Origin of the sequence: Streptomyces muensis, assembly GCF_021474425.1 — a bacterium.
In the GTDB taxonomy this organism is placed as follows: domain Bacteria; phylum Actinomycetota; class Actinomycetes; order Streptomycetales; family Streptomycetaceae; genus Streptomyces; species Streptomyces muensis.
In genome coordinates this window covers 1-24,555 of sequence record NZ_JAKEIP010000127.1, presented here as the reverse complement: position 1 = coordinate 24,555, position 24,555 = coordinate 1, and the positions used below count along the sequence as shown (strand labels likewise).

General features: G+C 71.5%; 24 protein-coding genes and 2 pseudogenes. 16 read left to right on the top strand and 10 right to left on the bottom strand.

Going from position 1 to position 24,555, the window contains the following annotated elements; translation table 11 throughout:
- The first annotated feature begins 33 nt into the window (after positions 1-33).
- Positions 34-105, top strand: coding sequence for a hypothetical protein (locus L0P92_RS45780; protein WP_372497341.1), 72 nt, complete (start codon positions 34-36; stop codon positions 103-105).
- A gap of 2 nt (positions 106-107) precedes the next feature.
- On the opposite strand, the pseudogene L0P92_RS45775 reads toward L0P92_RS45780, so the two are convergent.
- Positions 108-356 (bottom strand): annotated as a pseudogene (locus L0P92_RS45775) (DUF5134 domain-containing protein); the annotation flags it as partial.
- Between the two features lie 301 nt (positions 357-657).
- On the opposite strand from L0P92_RS45775, the gene L0P92_RS26395 reads away from it, so the two are divergent.
- Together L0P92_RS26395 and L0P92_RS26390 are read left to right on the top strand one after the other, a co-directional pair.
- On the top strand, positions 658-2,136 hold the full coding sequence (locus tag L0P92_RS26395; RefSeq protein ID WP_234765485.1) for an FUSC family protein: 1,479 nt from the start codon (positions 658-660) through the stop codon (positions 2,134-2,136).
- Positions 2,133-2,669: a MarR family winged helix-turn-helix transcriptional regulator gene (locus L0P92_RS26390; RefSeq protein ID WP_234765484.1), complete on the top strand. Its 537-nt coding sequence runs from the start codon at positions 2,133-2,135 to the stop codon at positions 2,667-2,669. The genes L0P92_RS26395 and L0P92_RS26390 overlap by 4 nt, the downstream gene beginning before the upstream one ends.
- Positions 2,670-2,696: 27 nt before the next feature.
- On the opposite strand, the gene L0P92_RS26385 is transcribed toward L0P92_RS26390, so the two are convergent.
- Positions 2,697-3,461, bottom strand: a complete 765-nt coding sequence (locus L0P92_RS26385; protein ID WP_234765483.1) for a VOC family protein — start codon at positions 3,459-3,461, stop codon at positions 2,697-2,699.
- A gap of 169 nt (positions 3,462-3,630) precedes the next feature.
- Here L0P92_RS26385 and L0P92_RS26380 point away from each other — a divergent pair, with 169 nt between their 5' ends.
- Positions 3,631-4,545 (top strand): N-acetyltransferase, encoded by a 915-nt coding sequence (locus L0P92_RS26380; RefSeq protein ID WP_234765482.1) that lies wholly within the window; start codon positions 3,631-3,633, stop codon positions 4,543-4,545.
- 1 nt (position 4,546) lies between these two features.
- On the opposite strand, the gene L0P92_RS26375 is transcribed toward L0P92_RS26380, so the two are convergent.
- Positions 4,547-4,939 (bottom strand): VOC family protein, encoded by a 393-nt coding sequence (locus L0P92_RS26375; protein WP_234765481.1) that lies wholly within the window; start codon positions 4,937-4,939, stop codon positions 4,547-4,549.
- Positions 4,940-5,009: 70 nt separating this feature from the next.
- Between L0P92_RS26375 and L0P92_RS26370 the strand changes: the two genes are divergently transcribed.
- Positions 5,010-5,561 (top strand): GNAT family N-acetyltransferase, encoded by a 552-nt coding sequence (locus tag L0P92_RS26370; RefSeq protein ID WP_234765480.1) that lies wholly within the window; start codon positions 5,010-5,012, stop codon positions 5,559-5,561.
- Positions 5,562-5,582: 21 nt separating this feature from the next.
- Here L0P92_RS26370 and L0P92_RS26365 read toward each other — a convergent pair whose 3' ends face one another.
- The gene (locus L0P92_RS26365) at positions 5,583-6,266 is read right to left on the bottom strand and encodes a glycerophosphodiester phosphodiesterase (protein WP_234765479.1); all 684 of its coding nucleotides are present in this window, start codon (positions 6,264-6,266) and stop codon (positions 5,583-5,585) included.
- Between the two features lie 409 nt (positions 6,267-6,675).
- Here L0P92_RS26365 and L0P92_RS26360 point away from each other — a divergent pair, with 409 nt between their 5' ends.
- The 3 genes from L0P92_RS26360 to L0P92_RS26350 are packed head-to-tail and all read left to right on the top strand — an operon-like array spanning position 6,676 to position 9,940.
- A complete protein-coding gene (locus tag L0P92_RS26360; protein ID WP_234765478.1) occupies positions 6,676-8,073 on the top strand; it encodes a DUF6421 family protein in 1,398 nt (465 codons plus the stop codon).
- 50 nt (positions 8,074-8,123) lie between these two features.
- Positions 8,124-8,873, top strand: coding sequence for an SDR family NAD(P)-dependent oxidoreductase (locus L0P92_RS26355; protein ID WP_234765487.1), 750 nt, complete (start codon positions 8,124-8,126; stop codon positions 8,871-8,873).
- A complete protein-coding gene (locus L0P92_RS26350) occupies positions 8,870-9,940 on the top strand; it encodes a threonine aldolase family protein (protein ID WP_234765477.1) in 1,071 nt (356 codons plus the stop codon). The genes L0P92_RS26355 and L0P92_RS26350 overlap by 4 nt, the downstream gene beginning before the upstream one ends.
- 13 nt (positions 9,941-9,953) lie before the next feature.
- Here L0P92_RS26350 and L0P92_RS26345 read toward each other — a convergent pair whose 3' ends face one another.
- On the bottom strand, positions 9,954-11,327 hold the full coding sequence (locus L0P92_RS26345; RefSeq protein ID WP_234765476.1) for a hypothetical protein: 1,374 nt from the start codon (positions 11,325-11,327) through the stop codon (positions 9,954-9,956).
- Positions 11,328-11,508: 181 nt separating this feature from the next.
- Between L0P92_RS26345 and L0P92_RS26340 the strand changes: the two genes are divergently transcribed.
- The gene (locus tag L0P92_RS26340) at positions 11,509-12,195 is read left to right on the top strand and encodes a B3/B4 domain-containing protein (protein ID WP_234765475.1); all 687 of its coding nucleotides are present in this window, start codon (positions 11,509-11,511) and stop codon (positions 12,193-12,195) included.
- Positions 12,196-12,284: 89 nt separating this feature from the next.
- On the opposite strand, the gene L0P92_RS26335 is transcribed toward L0P92_RS26340, so the two are convergent.
- Positions 12,285-13,019 carry a lysophospholipid acyltransferase family protein gene (locus L0P92_RS26335; protein ID WP_234765474.1) on the bottom strand — a complete coding sequence of 245 codons (735 nt, stop codon included), beginning with the start codon at positions 13,017-13,019 and terminating at the stop codon, positions 12,285-12,287.
- Positions 13,020-13,207: 188 nt separating this feature from the next.
- On the bottom strand, positions 13,208-13,624 hold the full coding sequence (locus L0P92_RS26330) for a DUF4395 domain-containing protein (protein WP_234765473.1): 417 nt from the start codon (positions 13,622-13,624) through the stop codon (positions 13,208-13,210).
- A gap of 76 nt (positions 13,625-13,700) precedes the next feature.
- Here L0P92_RS26330 and L0P92_RS26325 point away from each other — a divergent pair, with 76 nt between their 5' ends.
- From L0P92_RS26325 to L0P92_RS26310, 4 genes are all read left to right on the top strand, one after another.
- Positions 13,701-14,114 carry a TlpA family protein disulfide reductase gene (locus L0P92_RS26325; protein ID WP_234765472.1) on the top strand — a complete coding sequence of 138 codons (414 nt, stop codon included), beginning with the start codon at positions 13,701-13,703 and terminating at the stop codon, positions 14,112-14,114.
- A gap of 212 nt (positions 14,115-14,326) precedes the next feature.
- Positions 14,327-14,836, top strand: a complete 510-nt coding sequence (locus L0P92_RS26320) for a flavin reductase family protein (RefSeq protein WP_234765471.1) — start codon at positions 14,327-14,329, stop codon at positions 14,834-14,836.
- A gap of 245 nt (positions 14,837-15,081) precedes the next feature.
- Positions 15,082-15,870 (top strand): electron transfer flavoprotein subunit beta/FixA family protein, encoded by a 789-nt coding sequence (locus tag L0P92_RS26315; protein WP_234765470.1) that lies wholly within the window; start codon positions 15,082-15,084, stop codon positions 15,868-15,870.
- 74 nt (positions 15,871-15,944) lie between these two features.
- Complete coding sequence (locus L0P92_RS26310) at positions 15,945-16,907, top strand: electron transfer flavoprotein subunit alpha/FixB family protein (RefSeq protein WP_234765469.1); 963 nt, start codon at positions 15,945-15,947, stop codon at positions 16,905-16,907.
- 68 nt (positions 16,908-16,975) lie between these two features.
- Here the strand turns inward: L0P92_RS26310 and L0P92_RS26305 are convergent, their stop codons facing one another.
- Positions 16,976-17,884, bottom strand: a complete 909-nt coding sequence (locus L0P92_RS26305; RefSeq protein WP_234765468.1) for an endonuclease/exonuclease/phosphatase family protein — start codon at positions 17,882-17,884, stop codon at positions 16,976-16,978.
- A 203-nt stretch (positions 17,885-18,087) separates the two neighbouring features.
- Here L0P92_RS26305 and L0P92_RS26300 point away from each other — a divergent pair, with 203 nt between their 5' ends.
- Positions 18,088-19,392 (top strand): DUF6986 family protein, encoded by a 1,305-nt coding sequence (locus L0P92_RS26300; RefSeq protein ID WP_234765467.1) that lies wholly within the window; start codon positions 18,088-18,090, stop codon positions 19,390-19,392.
- A gap of 104 nt (positions 19,393-19,496) precedes the next feature.
- The gene (locus L0P92_RS26295; protein WP_234765466.1) at positions 19,497-21,479 is read left to right on the top strand and encodes a serine/threonine-protein kinase; all 1,983 of its coding nucleotides are present in this window, start codon (positions 19,497-19,499) and stop codon (positions 21,477-21,479) included.
- Here the strand turns inward: L0P92_RS26295 and L0P92_RS26290 are convergent.
- Together L0P92_RS26290 and L0P92_RS26285 are read right to left on the bottom strand one after the other, a co-directional pair.
- Positions 21,425-22,306, bottom strand: a pseudogene (locus L0P92_RS26290) (hypothetical protein). The gene L0P92_RS26295 and the pseudogene L0P92_RS26290 sit on opposite strands and share 55 nt — an antisense overlap.
- A 7-nt stretch (positions 22,307-22,313) precedes the next feature.
- Positions 22,314-23,408 (bottom strand): LacI family DNA-binding transcriptional regulator, encoded by a 1,095-nt coding sequence (locus L0P92_RS26285; protein ID WP_234765486.1) that lies wholly within the window; start codon positions 23,406-23,408, stop codon positions 22,314-22,316.
- 187 nt (positions 23,409-23,595) lie between these two features.
- On the opposite strand from L0P92_RS26285, the gene L0P92_RS26280 reads away from it, so the two are divergent.
- A partial coding sequence (locus L0P92_RS26280; protein WP_234765465.1) for an ROK family protein occupies positions 23,596-24,555 on the top strand: 960 nt, incomplete at its 3' end.

The window sequence follows — 24,555 nt, the reverse complement described above, 5'->3', positions numbered from 1 at the left end:
GAGCAGCGCCGCGCCGCGGGTGGCGAGGCGCTGATGGGATTCGGGATGGCCGCGATGGCCGTGCCCGCCACGGGCACCAGCCGGACGCCGGACAGCAGTACATAGCCCGTGAAGTACAGGAGCAGAGCACCCGTCACGAGCGGGCCACCCGGACCGCCGTGCCCACTGTGGCCGCCGGGCGAGGCGGCCATCGCGACCGCCATGTAGACCATGGCCGAGGCCCCCACCAGGTGATGCAGATGATGCGCGCCCTCACGTGCCGACCACAGGGCGTGCAGGGCGGCCGCGCCGAACACGACCGCGTAGACGGGCCAGGCCCACGCCGGCGGCGTGAACACCGCGGCGGGCACGGCCATCGCGGCCATCCCGAATCCCATCAGCGCCTCGCCACCCGCGGCGCGGCGCTGCTCCTCGACCTGGCTGCGCATCCGCAGCAGACAGTAGGCGCCGGTCGCCGCACACAGCGCGACCAGCAGCCAGCCGTGCGAAGCCGGTCCGTGCACGCGCACCTCCCGCTCGACGCTCCCGGACAGTGCGTCGATGCCCCGGCCGTCGGGCGCGCACGCGAGCGCAAGGGTGTACACGGGGAGCATTCGAGGGAGCACAGCAGGTCACCGAATATTCTTCACGAGTAAAACACTTGCTAAGGTGTTGGGTATGAAACTGGTGACGGGCATGAGCGACCGCCTTCCCCTGGCCGGGGTGCTGCGCCTCGGCCGGCCCTCGGACATCTGGTTCAAACCCGCCCTGAGCGTGGTCGCCGCCGTCGCCCCGCCCAACCTCGCCCTTCTGGCGCTCGGCCGGCTCGACCTGGCCATGTACACGATGGCCGGATCCCTGTGCGTGCTCTACGCCCACAACCGCCCCTACGCGGCCCGGGCCCGCGCCCTGGCCTGGGTGGCGCTCGGCATGCTCGGCGGCCTCGCCACCGCACTGGTCGCGGCCTCCCTCACCGACAGTGCCGTCATCCTCGTCACCGTGGGCGCGGTGCTGGCCGCCGCGCAGAAGGCGCTGTGCGACGCGACCCGCATCGGCCCGCCCGGCAACGTGGTCCTCACCTTCATCAGCTCCGCCGCCCTGTTCACCCCGCAGACCCCGGACCGGATCCCCGGCCACCTCGCCCTGGCCGCCGGGGCCGCCGCCTGGGCCTGGCTCGTCGGCATGGCCCCCGGCCTGCTGCGCCCGCACGGCCCGGAGCGCCGGGCCACTTCGAGCGCCCTGAACGCGGCCGCCGCGTACGTCGAGACAGTCGGTGCGGGTGAGACGAACGAGGGCGACACCGGCGAGGACCGCGCCCGTGCCCACGCCACCGCCGCCGTACAGGCCGCCCGGCATGCGCTGCTCTCCGCGCGCCGCCCCTCCCGGACCCGCGCCGCCCTCGAACGCCTCGTCGTCCGCGCCGAGGTCGCCCTGGCCGCTCCCGCCGACGCCGACCCCGAGCCGCTGCGCACCTGGGCCCGGCAGGTGCGCGGAAACCGCCCTGTACCGGAGGTCGACGACCTCACCGGTATCACCTCCATCGGCACCGAACCGGCCTCGCCCCACGGCCCGTTGCGGCACCGCCTCAGCCCCCTGGCCCCGCTCGCCGTCCGCACCGCCCTCGGCTGCGCCCTCGCCGGATACGCCTCCCTCGCCCTGGGAATCGGCCGCCCCTACTGGGCGCTGGTCACCGCGGCCTCCCTGTACCAGGCCAACCTCACCCTGACCTGGGGCCGCGGCGTCCAGCGCGTCGTCGGCAACGTGCTCGGCGTCCTCCTGTTCGCCGCGCTGGCCCCGCTCGCCCACACCGGCGAGGCCGCCCTGGTCCTGTGCTGCCTCGCCCTCAACTTCGGTGCCGAGGCGCTGATCGCCCGCAACTACTGGCTCGGCAGCGTCTGCGTGACCCCCATGGCGCTGCTCATCACCGAGTTCGCGGGATTCCAGGAACCGGGCCGGCTGATCACCGAACGGGTCGTGGACACCCTCGTCGGCGCACTGGTCGGGCTCGTCGCCGCCGTGGCCGTACCCGACCGGCGGTGGCAGCGGGTCGTGCGCACCGGACGGACCGGACCCCGTACGCTCGCGGCCACGGGGCGGAGCAAGGGACCGCGCCCGGACCGACGCACAGGCGACACTACGGAGGGCGTACGGCCATGACGGCGACGAACGGCGGGCCGACCGGGACCAGACAGGACACGGTGGCCGCCGTGGTCCGGCAGTGGCAGAGCGTCCACCCCGACCTCGACACCGCCCCGATGGAGATCATCGGCCGTATCAACCGCTGCGCCGCCCTGCTTCAGCAGGCCGAGGACGCTCCACTGCGCCGGGCCGGCCTCAGCCGCCCCGAGTTCGACCTGCTCGGCGCGCTGCGCCGCACCGGCCATGAGCTGACGCCCAGTGAACTCGCCCGCGAGACCTTCTCCTCCGGCGCCGCCGTCACCAAGCGCCTCAAGCAGCTCACCGAGCGCGGCCTGGTGGAACGCCGCGGCGACTCCCGCGACCGCCGTGTCGCCCACGTCCGCCTCACCGACACCGGCCGGGACCTGGTCGACGGCATCCTGCCCGAGCAACTCGCGTACGAGACGACCGTTCTGTCCGGCCTCGCCCCACGCGGCCAGGGCGAACTCGCCGCGCTGCTAGGCGAGTTGCTCGGCGAACTGGAGGGACGGCTGGGCGCGCTGCGCGGTTGACCCGAACCGGCCGTTTCTCGCCGTCCGTCACTTCTCGTCGGCCGCGCGGTACACCCCGAACACCGCACCCTGAGGGTCCCGCAGCACGGCGATGCGCGGCCCGTCGGGGACGGAGGTGGGCTCCATGAGGATGGCGCCGCCCGCCTCCGTCGCGTCCGCCGCCGTGGTGTCCACGTCCTCGACGGCGAAGTACGGCAGCCAGTGCGCCGGCACCTCGTGCGGGAACTTGTCGTCCATTGTCACCATGCCGCCGAAGTCAGCGCCCTCGATGCCCCACTGCGTGTAGTGCTCCGAGGCGTTGACGCTCCAGCCGAACACCGTCGTGTAGAACTCCACGGCCCGCTCGGGCGCCCTGGTCAGCAGCTCCACCCAGCCCAGCGCACCGGGGGCGCTCAGCAGCCCCGCGCCCGGGAACGACCGCGCCTGCCACAGCTGGAACACCGCGCCCGTCGGATCCACGGCCACCGCGAACCGGCCCACGTCGAACACGTCCATCGGACCGACCAGCACGGTCCCGCCGGCGTCGGTCACCTGCGTGGCGGCGGCATCCGCGTCCGGCACCGCGAACGACACGTTCCACGCCACCGGCTGCCCCTCCTGGTACAGCGGCGTCAGCGCGGCCACCGCCGCGTCCCCGAGGTGCGCGATCGAGTAGCCGCCGGCCTCGCCCCGGGGATCGGTCTCGGCGCGCCAGCCGAACAGTCCCTCGTAGAACCGCTTGGCCGCGGCCAGATCGCTGGTCCCCAGCTCCGTCCAGCAGGGTCCGCCGGTCACCGGCTTGTCGAGCTTCATGCCGTCCTCCCGCAGGGAACCCCCCCTCCAGCACGCTAAGCCCGGCGCGGGACCCGGGCCATCCGACCGGCGAAACCCACTGGAGCCGGGCGCCCCACTGACCTACCCTCGACGCCGTACCGCATCGCATGGCGGCCTCCCGACACCGCTCTCCGACCGGAGGTCCCGCATGCCCGTGTTTCAGGTGCGCCCCTTCCGCCGCCCCGACCGCGATCAGCTCACCGAACTGATCAACGCGCACGTCGCCGCCGTCGTTCCCGGCGTCTCCGTCTCCGTGAACACCGTGCTCAGCGCTCTGGAGCGACAGCCGGACGAGTTCATCACCGACCCCTGGGTGAGCGAGCGCGTGACCCTCGTCGCCGAACAGCGCGAGCACGTCGTGGCCGCCGCGCATCTGCTGCGCTACCGGGCGGGCGACGAGGTCGGCCCGGACTACCGGGACATCGGCGAGATCGACTGGTTCGTCAGCCGTCCGCCCGCCTCCTTCTGGCCGGACTCCGACACGGCTGCCGACCTGCTGATGAACGCCTGCCTGGCACAGCTGGCCCGCTGGAACGTACGCGCCCGGTACGCGAGCGGCGAGCTCCCCGCCCCAGCCGTCCACGGCCTGCCCCGCAACTGGCCGCACATCCGCGCCCTCTACGAGCGCGCGGGCTTCCGGCACACCGGGGACACCGAGGTGATCCTCATCGCGCGGGTCGCCGACCTGCCGCCGCACGAGCCGCGCCCTGACGTCACCGTCGAACGCACGCTGGGGGAGTGCGGCACTCGCTTCACGGCGTATGCCGACGGCCGCGCCCTCGGCTTCATCGAGGTCGACACCTCACTGACCCGGCCCGAACGCCACACGCGCGGCGCGGGCCTAGCCGACATCGGCAACCTGCACATCGACCCCTCCGCGCACGGCCAGGCCCTGGAGCGCCGACTGCTGGGCCAGGCGGGCGACTGGCTGCGGCTGTGCGACGTGGACCGGGTCCTCGCCTACGAGGCGGTCGGCGACGGCACGATGATCGACCACCTGACCTCGGCCGGCTTCCGCGAGCTGACCCGCACCGACCGCCGCTGGGAACACCGCCCGGAGTGACTCAGATACCGGGCCGGTACCGCAGCGGATGATCCGTCGGCACCTCCACCAGCACGATCCGCATCCCGTCCGGGTCCGCGATCCACATCTCGACCAGCCCCCACGGCTCCTTCACCGGCGGCCGCACGATCTCGACGCCCTTGCCCCGCAGCTCGTCGTGGGCCGCCGTCACGTCCGCGACCTGCATCCACAGCTGCACGGCCGGGGACGGCGGGACCTCGGAACGGCCGGAGACCTCCAGGAAGCCCCCGCCGAGGAAGTAGACGGTGCCGCGCTCAGGGCCCGTCCCGAACTCACGGTAGACGGCCAGTCCGAGCTGTTCGCCGTAGAAGGTCCGGGACCGCTCGGGGTCCGCGGGACGGAGGAGGGTCCGCCCACTCAGTACATGCACCATGCAGTCGGATCCTAGTGGCGCGTTACGCTCTGCCGTGCCGAGTCGTGCCCGAGAAGTGGAGAAGCACCCCATGGACACAGCCGCGACCACCGCCGCGGGCGGTCTCACCTTCCGTGACGCCACCGACGCCGACGTGGACACGCTGGTCGCGCTGATCGAGTCCGCCTACCGCGGTGACTCCAGCCGGACCGGGTGGACCACCGAGGCGGACATCCTCGAAGGACAGCGGACCGACCCGGAGGGCGTGCTGGCGGTCATCAAGTCGCCCGACAGCCGGCTGCTCACCGTGGAGCGGGACGGGACGGTCGTCGCCTGCTGCCAGCTGGAGCACCGCGGCACCCATGCCTACTTCGGGATGTTCGCGGTCAGCCCCGCGCTCCAGGGCGCCGGCCTCGGCAAGGTCATCATCGCGGAGGCGGAGCGGCAGGCCCGCGCGGCCTGGGACGCGACCGAGATGCACATGACGGTGATCTCCGTACGCGAGGACCTGATCGCCTGGTACGAGCGGCGCGGCTACCGCCGTACGGGACGGATGACCCCGTTCCCGTACGGCGACGAGCGCTTCGGCATCCCGCAGCGGGACGACCTTCAGTTCGAGCTGCTGGTCAAGGAGCTGGACTGACGTACATGCCGTGCGTCGCGCTCACGCAGTGAAACGGCCGGTGCGTTTGATCTCCGGGTAGTCGGTCGTCGCGCCGTCCAATTCCAGGGCCCGTACGAGACGCAGGTGGTCCTGGGTGTTGACCACCCAGCCGATGATCTTCAGGTCCGCCTTGCGGGCGTGTTCCACGACCTCCAGGGTGAGGCAGCGGATGTTGAGGCAGACGGTCGCGGCGCCGACCGCGACCGCGCGGTCCACGATGTCGGTGCCGTAGCGGCTGGCGATCAGCGCCGTCCGTACGCCAGGTACCAGTCGGGCGATCTCGGCCACGGCGTCGTCGTGGAACGAGGAGACCTCGACCCGGGAGACCAGATCACGCCCGGTCATCACCTCGGCGAGCGCCCGAGCCGCCGCGACGTCCTTGATCTCGGCCTGGAGCGGTGACTTCACGGCGTCCAGGACTTCCTCGAAGACGGGCACGCGCTCGCCGCGTCCCGCGTCCAGGGCGCGCAGCTCGGCGAGGGTCTTGTCGGCGATGGCGCCGGAGCCGTCGGTCGTGCGGTCCACGTCGGTGTCGTGCATGACGACGAGGGCGCCGTCCTTGCTCAGGTGGAGATCGAGTTCGATGACGTCGAGGCCGGCCTGCTGGGCGGCGGCGAAGGAACGGAGGGTGTTCTCGGGTTCGACACCCATGACTCCGCGATGACCGATGGTAAGGAAGTTCAAGATTCAACTCGCTTCCGTCGACGGCGGCGGTGGGGGAGCGCGCGCGAACCGGAGCGGGGTGTTCGCACGGCAGATCCGCAGCCTAGTGGCCCGGGCGCGTGATGAACCCCACGTGTACGCAGGGTTTGCGTCAGTGGACTTGGCGCACCTGGAGAGCGCGCCCCGAGGCGGTCACCCTGGCGTGGGCGAGTCCCCGCGGCGATTGACCGTCCGCAGCGGGGCCGCGGAGGCCTGCGCGTCCCTGCGTATGCCCAGGCGTGGGCGGAGTATGCGCCATCTCGATGTCCGGCAGGAAAAAATGCGGTGACCATGGGGGTGGGCAGGATAATTTCCCGAGTCTCCTCTTGCTGGGAGAAACCTCGTATGTATACGGTCTCCTTACGCGAGGTTCTCCCGTGGAGGATGGGACATGACGGAAATTCTTGTGCAGGCGGCTTCGGGGGAGCAGGTTCCTCCGGCGACCAGGGTGGTGGAGCACCCGGCGTGGCCGGTGCTCAAGGATGCCGTGGAGCAGATCCGGCCATGGCAGTCCAAGGACGGGTCGATCGACTTCGACGCCGATGGCGCGCCCACGCGCGCGGACGCCGAGGCAGCCGTACGGCGGGTCGTGGACGCCGTGGAGGAGCTCTCCCCGCTGCTCCCGCACGACGCCGCGTACCACCAGGCGCTGGTGAAGGACCTGCGCCGCTGGGCCGAGTCCGGCTTCGAGGTGCCCGACTTCCTCGACTCGCTGCTCGCCTTCCAGCCCGCCGCGAGCCGCGCCGACGGCCTCCAGCATCTGGTCGTCTTCGCGATGTACACGCAGAACGGCAACCCCGACCGCAACCTCGAAGCGGTCGTGCTGCGCATGGTCTGGCCGGACTGGCTGGCCGAGCTGGAGCGCACCCGCTACGACAACCCGCTGTTCTGCGGCATCAAGTTCGAGGACTTCACGGCCGGCTACGACACCAACTCCGCCGTGCTCTTCCCCGAGACGATCGCCGTGCGCGAGGCGCCCGAGCGCTTCAGCTGGGGCGGCATCTTCTGCGACCGCGAGGCCGCCCGCTTCCGCCGCGTCACCGACGCCGCCGTCGACATCCTGGGCCTGGACCTGCCCGAGGACATCGCCGCGATGGTCCACGACCAGAAGCGCTGCGAGGAGGCCTTCGTGCTGTGGGACATGGTCCACGACCGCACCCACAGCCACGGCGACCTGCCGTTCGACCCGTTCATGATCAAGCAGCGCCAGCCGTTCTGGATGTACGGCCTGGAGGAGCTGCGCTGCGACCTCACCGCCTTCAAGGAGGCCGTGAAGCTGGAGACGGAAGGCGTCTCGCAGGCCCGTGACGTGCAGTTCGCGGTGCTCTTCGACCGCATGTTCCGCTTCCCGGTCACCGGCGAGCGCGTGCGCAACTACGACGGCCTCGGCGGCCAGCTCCTCTTCGCCTACCTGCACAAGCACGACGTCGTCCGCTGGACCGACAACAAGCTGTTCATCGACTGGGACCGCGCGCCGCGGGTCACCAACCAGCTGTGCGCCGAGATCGAGAACCTGTACCGCGACGGCATCGACCGCCCGAAGCTCGTCCACTGGTTCGCCGGATACGAGCTCGTCTCCACCTATCTCGCCCCGCACCCGGGCTCCCGCTGGGCCAAGGGTCCGGACGCCCTGGACCTGACCCAGCCGCCGCGCAAGCTCGTCGATGACGTGCTTCCGGACGAGTTTCCGCTGAGCATGTTCTATGAGGCCCTGTCCAAGAAGCTGAAGAACGTGATCGCCTCCACCAAGGGCATCACCGCGGACAGCGCCGAGCGGATCGCCGCGTGAGCGGCACAGTCGTCCGCGTGACCCAGAACGCTGCTCAGGAGGCGAAGAACATGGCGGGGAACGGAGCTCTCAGCGGTGCGGTGATCGCGGTGGCCGGCGCGGGTGGACCCGCCGGCCGGGCGGCGCTGCTGCGGCTGGCCGAGGCGGGGGCCACGGTCGCCGCCGCCGACAACGACCCCGAGCGGCTCGCGGAGGCCGTGGACGCGGCCCGCTACGCGTCGGGCGGCGCGACCGTCACCGGTGAACCCGTCGACCTGCTCGACCTCCAGTCCACCCGGGACTGGGCCGACCACATCGAGAAGGACTTCGGGCGCGTCGACGGCCTGGTCCACCTCGTCGGCGGCTGGCGCGGCAGCGAGACCTTCATCAAGACCAGCCTCGACGACTGGGACTTCCTGGAACTGCTGCTCATCCGCACCGTGCAGCACACCTCGCTCGCCTTCTTCGAGCCCCTCCAGCGCAGCGACCGCGGCCGGTATCTGCTGATCAGCGCCGCCGGCGCCACCAAGCCGACCGCGGGCAACGCCTCGTACGCCGCCGCCAAGGCCGCCGCCGAGGCCTGGACGCTCGCGCTGGCCGACGCCTTCCGCAAGGCAGGGGGCGGCGAGGAGCTGACGTCCGCGGCTGCCATCCTGGTGGTGAAGGCGCTGGTGCACGACGCGATGCGCGCCGACCGCCCCAACGCGAAGTTCGCGGGGTTCACGGACGTCAAGGACCTGGCCGAGGCCATCGTGGACGTCTGGGACAAGCCCGCCGCCGAAGTGAACGGAAACCGTCTGTGGCTGACCGAGAAGCCGTGAACCCTCCGAAGACCGACGCCCGGCGCCACCACGACCCGGACGTCCGCGGCTTCGCCAGTGACAACTACGCCGGCGCCCACCCGGAGGTGCTCGCCGCCCTGGCCCTGGCCAACGGCGGGCACCAGGTCGCCTACGGCGAGGACGACTACACCGAGAACCTCCAGCGGATCGTCCGCAGCCACTTCGGCGCCACCGCCGAGGCGTTCCCGGTCTTCAACGGCACCGGCGCCAACGTCGTCGCGCTCCAGGCGGTCACCGACCGCTGGGGCGCGGTGATCTGCGCCGAGAGCGCGCACATCCACGTCGACGAGGGCGGCGCCCCGGAGCGCATGGGCGGCCTCAAGCTGCTCACCGTGCCCACCCCCGACGGCAAGCTCACACCCGAGCTGATCGACCGGCAGGCGTACGGCTGGGACGACGAGCACCGGGCCATGCCGCAGGTCGTCTCGATCACCCAGAGCACCGAGCTCGGCACCCTCTACACGCCGGACGAGATCCGCGCGATCTGCGACCACGCCCACGCACACGGCATGAAGGTGCACCTGGACGGCTCCCGGATAGCCAACGCCGCCGCCTCGCTGAACGTGCCCATGCGGACGTTCACCAACGCGGTCGGCGTCGACATCCTCTCGCTCGGCGGCACCAAGAACGGCGCCCTGTTCGGGGAGGCGGTCGTCGTCCTCAACCAGGACGCCGTCAGCCACATGAAGCACCTGCGCAAGCTGTCCATGCAGCTCGCCTCCAAGATGCGCTTCGTGTCGGTGCAGTTGGAGGCCCTGCTCGCCAAGGACCTGTGGCTGCGCAACGCCCGGCACGCCAACGAGATGGCCCAGCGCCTCGCCGAGGGCGTGCGCGCCGTGCACGGGGTGGAGATCCTCTACCCCGTGCAGGCCAACGGCGTCTTCGCCAAGCTGCCGCACGACGTGAGCGAGCGCCTCCAGAAGCGGTTCCGGTTCTACTTCTGGGACGAGGCGGCCGGTGTCGTGCGCTGGATGTGCGCCTTCGACACGACCGAGGACGACGTGGACGCTTTCGTGGCGGCGCTGAAGGAGGAGATGGCGCGCTAGCGGACGCCGTCCGTCAGTTGACCACGATCCACGCCCTGTTGTTGCGCAGATTCGGGTCGAACTTCCTGATGGAGAGCTCCGGATCGTCGTTCAGGGTCTCGACGGTGGTGCGTGCTCCGCGCACCACCTCGTCGATCCGCAACCGCACCTCGAAGCTGTGGGACGCCTTGTCGTGCAGATAGATCGGCGTCCGGCAGAAGTAGGTCGCGACGCCCGGCTCCTCCTCGGGCGGCAGTTCCTCCCCGCACTCCTCCTGCGGCCATCCGACCACCGTCGTGCCCTGCGGCGCCTGGAACCGCACCGTGGCCACGGCCGCGCCCGCACCCAGCGACGCCACCCACGCCGGACCCCGGTTGTGGACGGTGACCCGAGCGGTCACCGTGTCCCCGACGCTCCCGCGCACCTTGCTGCCGGTGACCTTCAGGTCGGCGGTGTTCCGGGCGTCGAGGATGACGGCCCGGTAGTTGTCCGACAGGTCGAGGTCCTCCTCCCCGACGGCGGCCCGCTGCGAAGCGGCCACGGGACGCAGATCCAGCTCCGGACCCGTGCCCGGCGTCCAGGTCTCCCCACCGCGAGCCTCTTCCAGCGCCGCGTCCGAATACGGCAGTACGGAGTGGTCGAACCGTTCGTACAGCGCCTTCCGCCCCACCCGCAGAGCACTCGTCAACTCGTACCGCTCGCCCGGGGCCACCGCCTCGTCCAGCACGCACAGCGCGGACGTACCGGTGGCGTGGTCGCGGTACTCGCAGTTGGAGTTCCGCTCCTTCAACCGCAGCCCGTAGGACGCGTAGACCGACAGCAGCGTACGGTCCACGGCGCGGCTGCCGTTGTTGGCGAGCGTCGCCCGCACCCGGGTGTCCGTGCCGGGCCTGAGGCCGTGCTGGTCAGCGGCCTGGCTGAGCCCCAGGTCAGGCCCGTCGCCCACGGTGACCCGGGTCTCCGCCGGGTACGCCGTCAGCTCCCCGGCGACGGCCGAGTACCGCACGTACCCGGACGCGTCGAGCCCGGCGTCCGGCAGCGCGCGAAGTCCCAGCAGGGCGGCCGCCGTGCTGTCCGTCCCGGCCGGCATCCCGGCGAAGTCGCAGACCGCCCTGACCGCCGACTCGGGCACGCAGTTCGTCGGCCACGACACCTGTGCGAAGGGGGCGATCTCGCTCACGTCCACGGCCAGCTGACCGGCCGCCACGCTGTTCTCGGTGTTGTCGTGGGTGACCCGCACATCGAGGGTCCGCTCGGACGCGCCACCGCCGGCGGCCGCGACGGGCAGCACCGTCTCGGACGGCACGCTGATCCACAACTGGTCGGACGCGGCGTGCACGGGCTGCCCCGCCCCGACCGCGGTCAGGGCACAGCCGGCGAGCGCGGCGGCGAGCAGGCGACGTTTCATGGTTCCCCCTTGTCGACGAGCGGTCGGTGGCCGAGACCCGCGACACGGGGGAGGAGTTGCATCCGGACACAGGGTTGCGGCGATGTTCAGCCGTTCTTCACACCCGACCCGGCGTCCAATGAGATGAACTGTGCAGTCCGGTATGCTGCACCGCATTCCGATCCTCTAGGCAAGGTGGACCATGACTCTCTCGCTGACCGTCTCCGACGAGGTGCGCGCCCTGGCACCCGGCTTCACCCACGTGGCAGTCGAGGCGCACGGTCTGGTCAACGGGCCCAGCACCGAGGAGAGTTCCGCGCTCCTCGACGACGCCGCGCGTCGACTCGCCGTACGCCTGGAGGGGCGCGCCCCGCACGAGGACCCGCACATCGCGGCCTGGCGTGAGGTCTACACGGCGTTCGGATCGAAGCCCTCCAGGACCCGCAACTCCGCGGAGGCGCTGGCCAAGAGGGCCCTGACCGAGGCGGGACTGCCCCGGATCAACCTGCTCGTGGACGTCTACAACGCCATCAGCATCGCCCACCTCGTCCCCGTGGGCGGCGAGGACATCGACCGCATTGAGGGCGGGATGCGCCTGGTGCGCGCCACCGGCGAGGAGGACTTCGTCACCATGGCCGGCGGCGAGGAGGTCGTCGAGCACCCCGACGCGGGCGAGGTCGTCTGGCGCGACGACGCGGGCGTCACCTGCCGCCGCTGGAACTGGCGCCAGGGCCCCCGCACCCGGCTCACCGAACAGACCGTCTCCGGCATCTTCCTTCTGGAGACCCTCTCCCCGATGCCTCCCGCCGAGGCAGAACAGGCAGCCACCGAACTGGCCGAACTCCTTCAGAAGTTCAGCCCGGGAGCAGAGATCACGGTCCGCTCATAGAGGCCGGTCCGGCAACGCCCCCAAGGGGCGCGGGGAACTGCGCGATCAGCCCCCACGGCGCCGCAGTCGACAAACCACACTGCGCGGCACTACCCAGCTGAGCTCTCCGCCGCGCGCACCTGCTCCGGCGTAGGCGCCGTCCCCCCGAGATGGGCCGGCATCCACCACGTGTCGTGCGCGTCCTTGGGCCGCACGGGATAGGCACGCTGCGCGGCCTCCAGCAGCTCCTGGACGCGCTCGCGCAGCTGCCGGGTGATCGCACCGGCGTACTTGTCCTTGGAGGCCTCGATCGCCTCGCCGACCCGGATGGTGATCGGGGTGTGGCTGCGCTTGAAGTTGCGCGGGTGGCCCTTGGTCCACAGCCGCTGGGTGCCCCACACGGCCATCGGGATCAGCGGCACGCCGGCCTCCTGGGCCAGCCGGGCGGCGCCCGACTTGAAGCTCTTCAGCGTGAACGACTGCGAGATCGTGGCCTCCGGGAAGACCCCGACGATCTCGCCGGAGCGCAGCGAGTCCAGCGCGTGGGCGTACGCCGCCTCACCCTGTTTGCGGTCCACGGGGATGTGCTTCATGCCGCGCATCAGCGGACCGGAGATCCGGTGCCGGAAGACCGACTCCTTCGCCATGAAGCGCACGAGGCGCTTCTGCGGGAGCGCCGCCAGGCCGTTGAAGACGAAGTCCAGGTAGCTGATGTGGTTGCTCACCAGCACGGCGCCGCCCGAGCGTGGAATGTTCTCCGATCCCTTGCAGTCGATCTTGAGGTCCCACGCCTTGAACAACGCCTGGGCGAAACCTACGACGGGACGGTAGACAAGCTCTGCCATGGACGGGGTGGACCCTTCCTTCTTTGCCTGGGAAGGAAGCTCCCAGTGGGAAAGTTACGCAGCCGTAGGTTTACGGCATGTCGCAGATCGTGCCCCAAGAACGGCCGAGGGCCAAGCCCAAGTGCCGGGGAACGGCGAGATCCTCGTCACGTCGGCCCCTTGATCCACCTCGGTCTTTTGTGCCCCCTTTACCCTGCGCGCACCGTCAGCCGCCTGACGAGCAGGTACATCTCGCACCCCAGGCAGTACCCGAAGACGGCGTTCAGGAAGGCGGCCGCTAGGGCGGCTCCGGTGGCGGCGAGCCCCAGCCAGTCGGGGCCGAGGGCGAAGCCGACCAGCCCGAGGCCGGCGAAGACCAGACCCACCGCCTGAGCGAACCGCGGCGGTTCCGGCGCCTCGAACTCGGTCGGCGGCCCGATCCGTGGCCGTACGGCTTTGCGGAACACCCAGCCGTACGGCGAACGGCCCACTCCGCCCGCCGCGCCCAACGCGAACGCCAGCGTCTGCCAGGCCAGCAGCCAGGCGCTCCCGGTGACCAGGACGACCGCCAGCACCACGGTCGTCACGGCCGCCCCGAAGCGCGGCCCCCTCACATCGATGTCCATGAATCAAGCATTCCGCAACGGAAAGGATTCAGGGCGTCGGGAATCTTTGCAGTCTCGTGAAGGGTTGAGGAGGGTGATGACCGGACTGGTGGTGTGCGCGGTGGTGCTCGCGGCGGCGAGCGCGTACGGAGTGCTGCAACGGCGGCGGAGCGGGAGAGTACGGGTGCGCGGGCGGGACGACGGAAAACGGCTCGCGGCGGCCGAGTTGGGCGGCGAGCTCGGGGCACGCGCCACCCTCGTGCAGTTCTCCAGCGCCTTCTGCGCCCCCTGCCGGGCCACCCGGCGCGTCCTCGGCGAGGTCGCCGGCATGGTCCCGGGCGTGACCCACGTCGAGCTCGACGCCGAGGACAACCTGGACCTCGTACGCCGCCTCGACATCCTCAAGACGCCGACCGTGCTGGTCCTCGACGCCGGCGGGAACGTCGTACGGCGGGCCACCGGGCAGCCGCGCAAGGCGGACGTGATCGCGGCGCTGGGCGAAGCGGTCTGAGGCGCCGTGCGGCCGAGGGTGAGTCATCTCCCACATACCGGAACACACTTGACTGTGCGCGCCACCTATCGTCAGCCTGACTCAATGCCTGAGGAACTCCTTCTCTTCGGACGGGCCCACGTCGATCTGGCCCGCACCGCGAGCGCGCGCTGTCCGGGCTGTTGAACAGCCACCGGCCCGCAGCACGCATCCCCTCGCAGAAGGACAACTCCATGACGGCCATGTCCGGCCTCGGTACTCCTCGGCTCGCCTCACCCGATCTGCTCCGCTCCGTCTTCCGGCGCCATGCCGCCGGAGTGGCCGTGATCACCGCCCGCGGCGAGTCGGGCCCGGTCGGCTTCACCGCCACCTCCCTCAGCTCCGTCTCCGCCGAGCCCCCGATGCTCTCCTTCGGCATCGGTACGGGCGCCTCCAGCTGGCCGGCGATAGCCGTGACGGACCACGTCGGCGTCCACATACTCGGCGAGCACCAGCAGGACCTGGCGGCCACCTTCGCCCGTAGCGGCGCCGACCGCTTCGGCCCGCCCACGGCCTGGGGCGAGGGCCCCGAAGGCGTACCCGTCCTCGATGACGTGCTCGCCTGGATGGTGTGCCGGGTCGTGGGACGTGTGCTCGCGGGCGATCACCGCATCGTGCTGGCCGAGGTGCTCCTGGGCGACTCCACCGGTCCCGGGCGTCCGCTGCTGTACCACCAGGGCCGGTTCAACGGCCTGCGTGACTGAGCTCACCGGACCGATGTGACCGAACCGGCCACCCGCTGTTCTGCGAAGCCGTCGGTTTCCGATTACGCTGCGTTGCAAAGGTCACAGTTCAAAGCGCTTGCTTAGCGGGAACGAACTGGGTGTACTGACGAGTAATATTTCGCTCGGAGCGCGGGTCGCCCCGATCGGGATCGGCCGCTTGGGGCGCCTATGCTGCCTGCAAGTAGGCAGCAGAGATAAGTCGACGGAGCAGTAGGAGAGCCGGCGTGAGCTTGAGGATCGTTGTCACCGTGAAGTACGTGCCCGACGCCACTGGCGACCGGCACTTCGCCGATGACCTGACCGTCGACCGGGACGACGTGGACGGTCTGCTCTCCGAACTCGACGAGTACGCGGTCGAGCAGGCGCTGCAGATCTCCGAGAACTCCGACGACGACGTGGAGATCACCGTTCTGACGGTGGGCCCCGAGGACGCCAAGGACGCGCTGCGCAAGGCGCTGTCGATGGGCGCCGACAAGGCCGTCCACGTCGAGGACGACGACCTGCACGGCACCGACGCGCTGGGCACCTCGCTGGTGCTGGCCAAGGCGATCGAGAAGGCCGGCTACGACCTGGTGATCTCCGGCATGGCCTCCACCGACGGCACCATGGGTGTCGTACCGGCCCTGCTGGCCGAGCGCCTGGGTGTCCCGCAGGTCACCCTGCTGTCCGAGGTCTCCGTCGAGGACGGCACGGTCAAGGGCCGCCGCGACGGCGACAGTGCCACCGAGCAGCTGGAGGCGTCCCTGCCGGCCGTCGTGTCGGTCACCGACCAGTCGGGCGAGGCGCGTTACCCGTCGTTCAAGGGCATCATGGCCGCCAAGAAGAAGCCGGTGGAGTCCTGGGACCTGTCCGACCTCGACATCGAGGCCGAGGAGGTCGGCCTGGAGGGTGCGTACACCGTCGTGGACGCCGCGACCGAGCGTCCGGCCCGGACCGCGGGCACGATCGTCAAGGACGAGGGCGAGGGCGGCAAGCAGCTCGCCGAGTTCCTCGCGAGCCAGAAGTTCATCTAAGGGTCGCTGGCCCGCCTGAGGCTCAACCCCCTTCCGCCCTTCAAGACTTCGCACTTTCGCAGGAGAGCAATCCCATGGCTGAAGTTCTCGTCTACGTCGACCACGTGGACGGTGCCGTCCGCAAGCCCACCCTGGAGCTGCTGACCCTGGCCCGCCGCGTCGGCGAGCCCGTCGCCGTCGCCCTGGGCAACGGCGCCGCCGACACCGCCGCCACGCTCGCCGAGCACGGCGCGGTCAAGGTCCTCACCCACGAGGCCGCCGAGTACGCCGACTACCTGGTCGTCCCGAAGGTCGACGCGCTGCAGGCCGCCGTCGAGGCCGTCTCCCCGGCCGCTGTCCTCGTTCCCTCCTCCGCGGAGGGCAAGGAGATCGCCGCGCGTCTGGCGCTGCGCATCGGCTCCGGCATCATCACCGACGCCGTCGACCTGGAGGCCGGCGACGAGGGTCCGGTGGCCACCCAGTCGGTGTTCGCCGCGTCCTTCACCACCAAGTCCCGTGTCTCCAAGGGCACCCCGGTCATCACGGTCAAGCCGAACTCGGCCGCCGTGGAGGCCGCCCCGGCCGCCGGTGCGGTCGAGGCCCTCGCGGTGACCTTCTCCGCCGCCGCGACCGGCACCAAGGTGACCGCGCGCACGCCGCGTGAGTCGACCGGGCGTCCGGAGCTGACCGAGGCCGCGATCGTGGTCTCCGGTGGCCGTGGTGTCAACGGCGCGGAGAACTTCGCGATCATCGAGGCGCTCGCCGACTCGCTCGGTGCGGCCGTCGGTGCCTCGCGTGCCGCGGTGGACGCCGGCTGGTACCCGCACACCAACCAGGTCGGCCAGACCGGCAAGAGCGTGTCGCCGCAGCTGTACATCGCCTCCGGCATCTCCGGCGCGATCCAGCACCGCGCCGGTATGCAGACCTCGAAGACGATCGTGGCGATCAACAAGGACGCCGAGGCCCCGATCTTCGAGCTGGTCGACTACGGCGTGGTCGGCGACCTCTTCGACGTCGTCCCGGCCCTGACCGAGGAGATCAAGACCCGCAAGGGCTGATCCCGACCGGGCACATCGAGGCCCCCGTGACCGTCCGGCGGTCACGGGGGTCTCGTGTCGTCCCAGCCTCATCCCAGGCTCAGGAACGCCTGCACGGGCAGATGGTCGCTCGGGAACTGACCGCCGTCGGAGAACGTGTTGATCGCCGCCCGGTGCGCCGTGACCCCGGGCGTGGTCAGCACCCAGTCGATGCGGTCGCCGTTCGGCGTCAGCGGCTTGAAGCCGTGGAAGGTCGCGTACAGCGCGCTGCGCTCACGCGCGGTGTCCCAGGTGTCGACGAGACCGGCGCCGAGCAGGGTGTCGTACGCCGTGTTCTTGTGGGCGGCGACATTGAAGTCCCCGGTCACCACCACCGGCAGGGAGCGGTCGAACCCGGCGATCCGCGCGGCGATGAGCGCTGCGCTGCGCTCGCGCGCGTACTGGCTGACATGGTCGAAGTGGGTGTTGAGGACGTAGAACTCCCGTCCCGTGTCGGCCAGATCGCGGAAGCGGACCCAGGTGACCATACGGGCGAAGGCCGCGCCCCAGGTGTTGGAGCCGATCACGTCCGGGGTGTCGGAGAGCCAGAAGTGGTCGTACTCGGTCGGGCGCAGCCGCCGGGTGTCGTAGAAGACCGCCATGGCCTCGTCGCGGCTGCCGTGCAGTCGGCCGGTGCCCAGCCAGTCGTAGTGCGGGCCGAGGTCGGAGTCGATGTCCAGCAGCTGAGCGAAGACGCCCTCCTGGGTGCCGACGACATGCGGTGCCTCGCGGCGCAGCAGCTCGCGCATGACCGGTCTGCGGACGGTCCAGCTGTGCGGCTCGGCGGCGCTCGCGAAGCGCAGGTTGAAGGACATGGCCTGGAGATGACCACTGGGCGCGGGTTCGCCCGCCGAGGCGGACGACGTGGGCAGTGCTGTACTGGAGAGGGGTGCGGTGACGGCCGCGGCCAGCACGGCCTTCATGCCCAGACGGCGCGTGACTCGGCTGTGTTTCGGCACAGGGGCTCCTTCGGTGGGAACGGCCGGACGAGTCGTGCGGGGCGTGCGTATGGAAGTGTGATACCGCGTCCTGAGATGAGCGTGAACATGACGAGATGGTGGAGTGACTCCCCGTGGACATGGTGTTGACCAGTCGGAAGGTCCCGGATAACTTCGTTCTACGGATTGTTGATTCCGTATAGCGGAAAATTGGAGGGTGTGGGATGGGTCAGGGCCAGCAGGAGAAGGTGGCGACGAGCCTCGCGGGCGCCGTCAGCGAGGAGATCAGCGCCTCCCTCGCGCCGGTCGACGCCGAGCTGGAGCGCCGCTACCCCGGGGACCCCGGCGGCCGCCAGCCCGTCCACACCGTCTACGTCCCCGGCGACGTCTTCGCCGCCGACACCATCCGCTCCTGGGGTGACCAGGCCCTCGCCGCCCTCGACGAACACGCCCCGGACGCCGCCTCCTTCGCCGCCGTGCTCGGCCTGTCCGACGAACTCGCCGAGCCGGTGTACACGCGCGTACGCGCCAAGCTGGAGCGCGAGCCCATCGAGGACCTGCGCGTCGACTTCGAGGACGGCTACGGCCCCCGCCCGGACGCCGAGGAGGACGAGTCGGCCGCCCGCGCGGCACGGCTGATCGCCCAGGCCTACGCCGACGGCACGGCGGCCCCGTACATGGGCATCCGCATGAAGTGCATGGAGGCGCCCGTACGCGACCGGGGCATCCGCACCCTCGACATCTTCCTCACCGGCCTGATGGAGGCCGGCGGCCTGCCCGACGGGCTGGTCCTCACCCTGCCCAAGGTGACGTACCCCGAGCAGGTCACCGCCATGGTGCGGCTCCTTGAGGAGTTCGAGAAGGCGCGCGGTCTCGAACCCGGCCGGATCGGCTTCGAGATCCAGATCGAGACCAGCCAGTCCATCCTCGCCACCGACGGCACCGCCACCGTCGCCCGGATGATCCAGGCCGCCGAGAGCCGCGCCACCGGACTGCACTACGGCACCTTCGACTACAGCGCCTGCCTCGGCGTCTCCGCCGCCTACCAGGCCAGCGACCACCCGGCCGCCGACCACGCCAAGGCGATCATGCAGGTCGCCGCGGCCGGCACCGGCGTACGCGTCTCCGACGGCTCGACGAACGTCCTGCCGGTCGGCCCGACCGAGAAGGTCCACGACGCCTGGCGCCTGCACTACGGCCTCACCCGCCGCGCCCTCGCCCGCGCCTACTACCAGGGCTGGGACATGCACCCCGGCCACATCCCCACCCGGTACGCGGCCGTCTTCGCCTTCTACCGTGAAGGTTTCGAGCAGGCCGCCGCCCGCCTCGCCCGGTACGCCAACCGGACGGGCGGCGACGTCATGGATGAGCCCGCCACCGCCAAGGCCCTCAGCGGCTACCTGCTGCGGGGCCTGGACTGCGGCGCCCTGGACATCGCCGAGGTCGCCCGGCTGACCGGCCTGACCCGGGCCGACCTGGAGGGCTTCGCGGCGCCCAGGAGGGGCGATTTGACGGCTTCCGCGAAGTAGCGGACCTGTCACTTTCGCAACCACCGGCTGGCGTTGTCACCGCCGCCCCGTAGTCTGTACGCCACGCATCGACGTGTCAGTGGTGTCACAGGAACGGGGCAGCGGTGTCATCGGGGGAGAACGGACAGGCGGACGAGACCGGCCGGCTGCTGGCCGGGCGTTATCGCGTGCTGGCGCAGCTCGGACGCGGCGGCATGGGCGTGGTCTGGCGGGCCGTCGACGAGGTGCTGGGCCGCGAGGTCGCCGTCAAGGAACTGCGGACCTACTCGGACGCCGACGGTCCCGAACTCGCCGATTTGCGGCTGCGGATGCAGCGCGAGGCCCGCGCGGCCGCCCGGGTCAAGCATCCCGGAGTCGTCGCCGTGCACGACGTCGCCGAGGTCGACGGCCGCCCCCTGATCGTCATGGAACTCGTCGACGGCCCCTCCCTTGAGGCGGTGCTGCGAGAGCGCGGCACCCTCGACCCGCGTGAGGCGGCCGGCATCGGCGCCAAGGTCATGGACGCGCTGGCCGCCGCCCACCGGGCCGGCGTCCTGCACCGTGACGTCAAACCGGGCAACATCCTGCTCGAACGCTCCGGCCGCGTCGTCCTGACCGACTTCGGCATCGCCACCATGGAAGACCCGGCCGACGGCTCGGCCACCCACCTCACCCGCACCGGCCATCTCGTCGGCTCCCTGGACTACATGGCCCCCGAGCGCGCCCAGGGCGCCGACCCGGGCCCGTCCTCGGACGTCTGGGCGCTGGGGGCCACGCTCTACGCGGCGGTGGAGGGCTCCGCACCCTTCCGCCGTACGTCGACCTTCTCCACCCTCACCGCGATCGTCAGCGAACCTCTGCAGGAGCCCCGCAACGCCGGAGCCCTCGGCCCCGTCCTGCAACGGCTGATGGACAAGCGGCCCGAGTCCCGTCCCGAGGCCGACCAGGCGCGCGAACTCCTCCAGGCGGTGGCGGAGTCGGGCGGCACGGACACGGCGACGGCGGCGCTGCGGGGCCCGGTGAGCGCCGGACCCGTACCGGACGAGACGGAGCGCGGCGTCCCCTCGGTACCGCCCGGGTTCGGGCCCACGGCGGGGGCGGACCCCGTCGGGCAGCAGGGCGTACCCGCCTCCGACCTGCCCGGCGCACCGCGCTTCGGGGCCGCGGCACCGGGCGCCTCGGCGGCTCAGGGACCCGGGACCCCCGGACAGGTCACGCCGCAGGCACCGGGCTTCGGCGCAGCCGCCCAACCCGGCCCTGGAGGACAGGCAGGTCAGGGACACGGATACGGCGCCCCGGCGCACCCGACCGCGGCTCCGTACGGCGCCCCGACCCCGCAGCCGCACGACCCGGACGCCACCGGCCCGATGGTCACGTCCTCCGGCACCCCCGCCCGCCGCAAGGGCCGTGCCCTGCTCGCCGCCGTGGCCGTCACCGTCGTCCTCGCGGCTGCCGGCGTCACCGTCGCCCTGGTGAACAACAAGGGCGAATCCAAGACCGAGGCGCAGAACACGTCGTCCACCGCCTCCACCGGCGCCTCCGCCCCGGCGACCGGCAGCCCCGACGCCCGACCCTCGGGCGAGGCCGGCCTGACCGACAAGGACGACGACAAGAAGTCCCCCGAAGCGACCAGGTCCGCCGACGGCACGGCGGAGACCGACGCCACCGACGGCCCCACCAGCGCGTCGCCGACCAGGACGTCGGGCGGTGGCGGCACCGACGGGGGCACCACGGGCGGCGGTTCCGGCAGCGGCGGCAGCACCGGCGGGGGAGGGACCACGGGCGGCGGCGGAACCACGGGCGGGGGCGGCAGCACTCCCCAGCCCGACGCCTGCCAGTCGATCGGCGGCGGCAAGTACAACTGCCAGGTCTGGAAGACCGCGGACTCCTACACCGCCTCCGGCACCAAGGTCGGGACCCTCAACGCGGGCACCAACTACTTCTACTGCCAGCAGAACCTGGGCCGCCGCGAGACCTCCGGGCAGTGGACCAACGTCTGGTGGGCCAAGACGGACGACGACAGCGGCAACACCGGCGTCTACATCAGCGACGTCTACATCCAGGGCGGCAACAACGACGAGCCGGTGCCCGGCCTCCCGGTCTGCTGACCGTCAGGTCCACTGACGCTCAAGTCCGCCGACCCTCAGGTCCGTTGCACCTCGACGTACTTCTCCAGCCCCGAGGCCGTCACCATCCGCTCCTGCGCGAACAGCCGGGTCCCGCGCTCGCACAGCCGCGCGTCGGCCCGCGCCCGCGCGCAGAACTCCTCGGGGGTGTCACCGAACAGCTCCCGCAACCGCGCCGAGCCCAGCAGGAGTTCGCTGATCAGCGCCCGCTGGCCGGGGTGGGTGCGCGGGGCGCCGGTGCCGCCGTGCAGGACGCCGTGGCGGTTGACGTACACGAAGGTGCCCGGGAGCGTGCCGCCGTCGGCGAGGTCGATCCGGACGTCGGGCGCGGGCAGCCAGACCCGGTCGTAGTTGCCGTGCGGCACCGGTACGCCCTCGCTCGCGTCGATCACCTCCAGCTGCTCGGCGTCGAGCCAGGTGATGAACAACTCCTGTGCGTGGCCGGGGGCTTCGAAGGGGGAGGCGGAGACGTATCCGAGGCGGCTCACGTGCGCGGACACGCCGATGTCGATGCCGGTGACCCGGACCTTCACCATCGGGATGGGCGAGGTGATGCCGAACGCGTCCATCTTGTGCCGCAGTTGGCCGGGGCAGGCGTTGGAGCCGACCGCGAGGACGGGCGCGCGGTCGTCGTGCACCAGACGGTCCAGGGGCAGCAGCTGGTCCCCGTCGAGGAGTCCGGAGTCCGTGGGCCAGGCGCCCGGGTACAGGAGCGGCCGATCGCGCGGCGCCTCGGCCAGGCCGAGCGCCTCCAGCGTGCGGCGGTGTGCGGGCGAGGGCCGCGCCGGCCCGCTCGTGAGGTCGTCCATGGGCCGCTCAGTCCGCCGGCGGCAGTTCGCCCGAGCCACGGGTGATCAGCCGCGTGGGCAGCTCGATGCGTTCGGGGGTGACCAGGGTGCCGTCGAGCTGGCGGAAGAGGCGCTCGGCGGCGGTACGGCCGAGGGCCGCGGCGTCCTGGGCGACGACGGTGACGCCGGGCTGGAGCAGGTCGGCGAGCTCGATGTCGTCGAAGCCGACGAGGGCGACCGGGCGGGTCCGCTCGGCGAGGACCCGGATCACGGTGACCGTCACCCGGTTGTTGCCCGCGAAGATCGCGGTGACGGGGGAGGGGCCGGAGAGCATCTCCTCGGCCGCCCGGCGCACCCGCTCGGGGTCGGTGACGCCCAGGGACATCCAGGAGTCCTCCACCGGTATGCCCGCGTCCTCCATGGCGGCCCGATAGCCGCGCAGCCGCTCGGCCGCCGTGTGGATGCGGGGCATGTCGCCGACGAAGCCGATCCTGCGGTGGCCGTGCGCGATGAGGTGGGCGACGCCGTCACGGGCGCCGCCGAAGTTGTCGGAGAGCACGCAGTCGGCGTCGATCTTCCCGGCCGGCCGGTCCACGAACACGGTGGCGACGCCCGCCTTGAGCTCGGGCTCCATGTACCGGTGGTCGTCACCGGCCGGAATGATCACCAGCCCGTCCACCCGCCGTGCGCACAGCGCGAGGGCCAGCTCCTGCTCGCGGTCCGGGTCCTCGGCGCTGGAGCCGTTGATCAGCAGGGCGCCGTGCGCTCGGGCGACCTCCTCGACCGCGCGGCTCAGCGGTCCGTAGAACGGGTCCGCGAGATCCTCCAGGACCAGGCCGATGCTCGCCGTACGGCCCTTGCGCAGCACCCGCGCGCTGTCGTTGCGGCGAAAGCCCAGGGCGTCGATGGCCTCCTGGACGCGGCGCTCCGTCTCCGGGGTGACACCGGGCTCACCGTTGACCACGCGCGAGACGGTCTTCAGACCGACTCCGGCCCGCGCGGCGACGTCCTTCATGGTCGGACGGTTGCCGTAGCGGTTCTCGGGTGCGCGGTCGGATCGGCGGATGGTCTCGGGCACGATGCGGCGTCCTGTCCTGTCGTCCACGGGGATGCGTCGGTCCATGGGGATGCGTCGGTCCATGGGTTTGTATGAGGATGTGGCGTCGAGCATAGAGCCTGGACAACGTTGTCAGATCCAGGGGACACTGTCCACCGCAATCTCCGGCCTGCGCCCCCACCGCGAGACCGGCTCGCCCAATTCCCGTGGTTGACGGGGAGATCCGAATGGTTGACGGGGAGAACTGACACTGATGCACACCGACCTCGTGGCTGCGCTCGACATCGGCGGCACCAAGATTGCCGGAGCGCTGGTGGACGGCCACGGCACGATCGTGGTCCGGGCCCAGCGCGCGACGCCGGCGCGGGAGGACGGCGAGACCGTGATGCGGGCCGTCGAGGAGGTCGTCGGCGAGCTCACCGCGTCGCCCCTGTGGGACCGCGCCACGGCTCTCGGCATCGGCAGCGCCGGACCGGTGGACGCCTCGGCGGGCACCGTGAGCCCGGTGAACGTGCCCGGCTGGCGCGACTATCCGCTGGTCCGGCGGGTCCAGGAGGCGGCCGGTGGCCTCCCCGTCGAGCTGATCGGCGACGGCGTGGCCATCACGGCGGCCGAGCACTGGCAGGGCGCCGCACGGGGGCACGACAACGCGCTCTGCATGGTCGTCTCCACGGGCGTCGGCGGCGGCCTGGTGCTCAACGGCCGACTGCACCCCGGCCCCACCGGAAACGCCGGTCACATCGGCCACATCAGCGTCGACCTGGACGGCGACCTGTGCCCGTGCGGTTCGCGCGGCTGCGTGGAGCGCATCGCGAGCGGTCCCAACATCGCCCGGCGGGCGATCGAGAACGGCTGGCAGCCCGGCCCGGGCGGCGACACCTCCGCCGCCGCGGTGGCCGCCGCGGCCCGGGAGGGCGACCCTGTCGCCGTGGCCTCCTTCGAGCGCGCCGCGCAGGCCCTGGCCGCCGGGATCGCGGCCACCGCGACCCTCGTCGAGATCGACATCGCCGTGATCGGCGGAGGAGTGGGCAAGGCGGGCGACGTCCTCTTCACACCGCTCCGCAAGGCGCTGAGCGACTACGCCACCCTGTCCTTCGTCCAGCGCCTGACCATCACCCCGGCCCAGATGGGCACGGACGCCGGGCTGGTGGGCGCCGCGGCGGCCGCGCTCGCGGGGAGGGCGGGGGCGACCGCGGCGGGGGGGGGCGGGGGG

Bases quoted from the DNA above. Each gene is read 5' to 3' on its own strand.
- L0P92_RS26310 (WP_234765469.1), top strand. From the start codon at position 15,945: ATGGCTGAAGTTCTCGTCTACGTCGACCACGTGGACGGTGCCGTCCGC.
- L0P92_RS26390 (WP_234765484.1), top strand. From the start codon at position 2,133: ATGACGGCGACGAACGGCGGGCCGACCGGGACCAGACAGGACACGGTG.
- L0P92_RS26380 (WP_234765482.1), top strand. From the start codon at position 3,631: ATGCCCGTGTTTCAGGTGCGCCCCTTCCGCCGCCCCGACCGCGATCAG.
- L0P92_RS26335 (WP_234765474.1), bottom strand. From the start codon at position 13,019: ATGGCAGAGCTTGTCTACCGTCCCGTCGTAGGTTTCGCCCAGGCGTTG.
- L0P92_RS26375 (WP_234765481.1), bottom strand. From the start codon at position 4,939: ATGGTGCATGTACTGAGTGGGCGGACCCTCCTCCGTCCCGCGGACCCC.
- L0P92_RS26370 (WP_234765480.1), top strand. From the start codon at position 5,010: ATGGACACAGCCGCGACCACCGCCGCGGGCGGTCTCACCTTCCGTGAC.
- L0P92_RS26325 (WP_234765472.1), top strand. From the start codon at position 13,701: ATGACCGGACTGGTGGTGTGCGCGGTGGTGCTCGCGGCGGCGAGCGCG.
- L0P92_RS26385 (WP_234765483.1), bottom strand. From the start codon at position 3,461: ATGAAGCTCGACAAGCCGGTGACCGGCGGACCCTGCTGGACGGAGCTG.
- L0P92_RS26285 (WP_234765486.1), bottom strand. From the start codon at position 23,408: ATGGACCGACGCATCCCCGTGGACGACAGGACAGGACGCCGCATCGTG.
- L0P92_RS26355 (WP_234765487.1), top strand. From the start codon at position 8,124: ATGGCGGGGAACGGAGCTCTCAGCGGTGCGGTGATCGCGGTGGCCGGC.
- L0P92_RS26345 (WP_234765476.1), bottom strand. From the start codon at position 11,327: ATGAAACGTCGCCTGCTCGCCGCCGCGCTCGCCGGCTGTGCCCTGACC.
- L0P92_RS26360 (WP_234765478.1), top strand. From the start codon at position 6,676: ATGACGGAAATTCTTGTGCAGGCGGCTTCGGGGGAGCAGGTTCCTCCG.
- L0P92_RS26320 (WP_234765471.1), top strand. From the start codon at position 14,327: ATGACGGCCATGTCCGGCCTCGGTACTCCTCGGCTCGCCTCACCCGAT.
- L0P92_RS26340 (WP_234765475.1), top strand. From the start codon at position 11,509: ATGACTCTCTCGCTGACCGTCTCCGACGAGGTGCGCGCCCTGGCACCC.
- L0P92_RS26330 (WP_234765473.1), bottom strand. From the start codon at position 13,624: ATGGACATCGATGTGAGGGGGCCGCGCTTCGGGGCGGCCGTGACGACC.
- L0P92_RS26395 (WP_234765485.1), top strand. From the start codon at position 658: ATGAAACTGGTGACGGGCATGAGCGACCGCCTTCCCCTGGCCGGGGTG.
- L0P92_RS26300 (WP_234765467.1), top strand. From the start codon at position 18,088: ATGGGTCAGGGCCAGCAGGAGAAGGTGGCGACGAGCCTCGCGGGCGCC.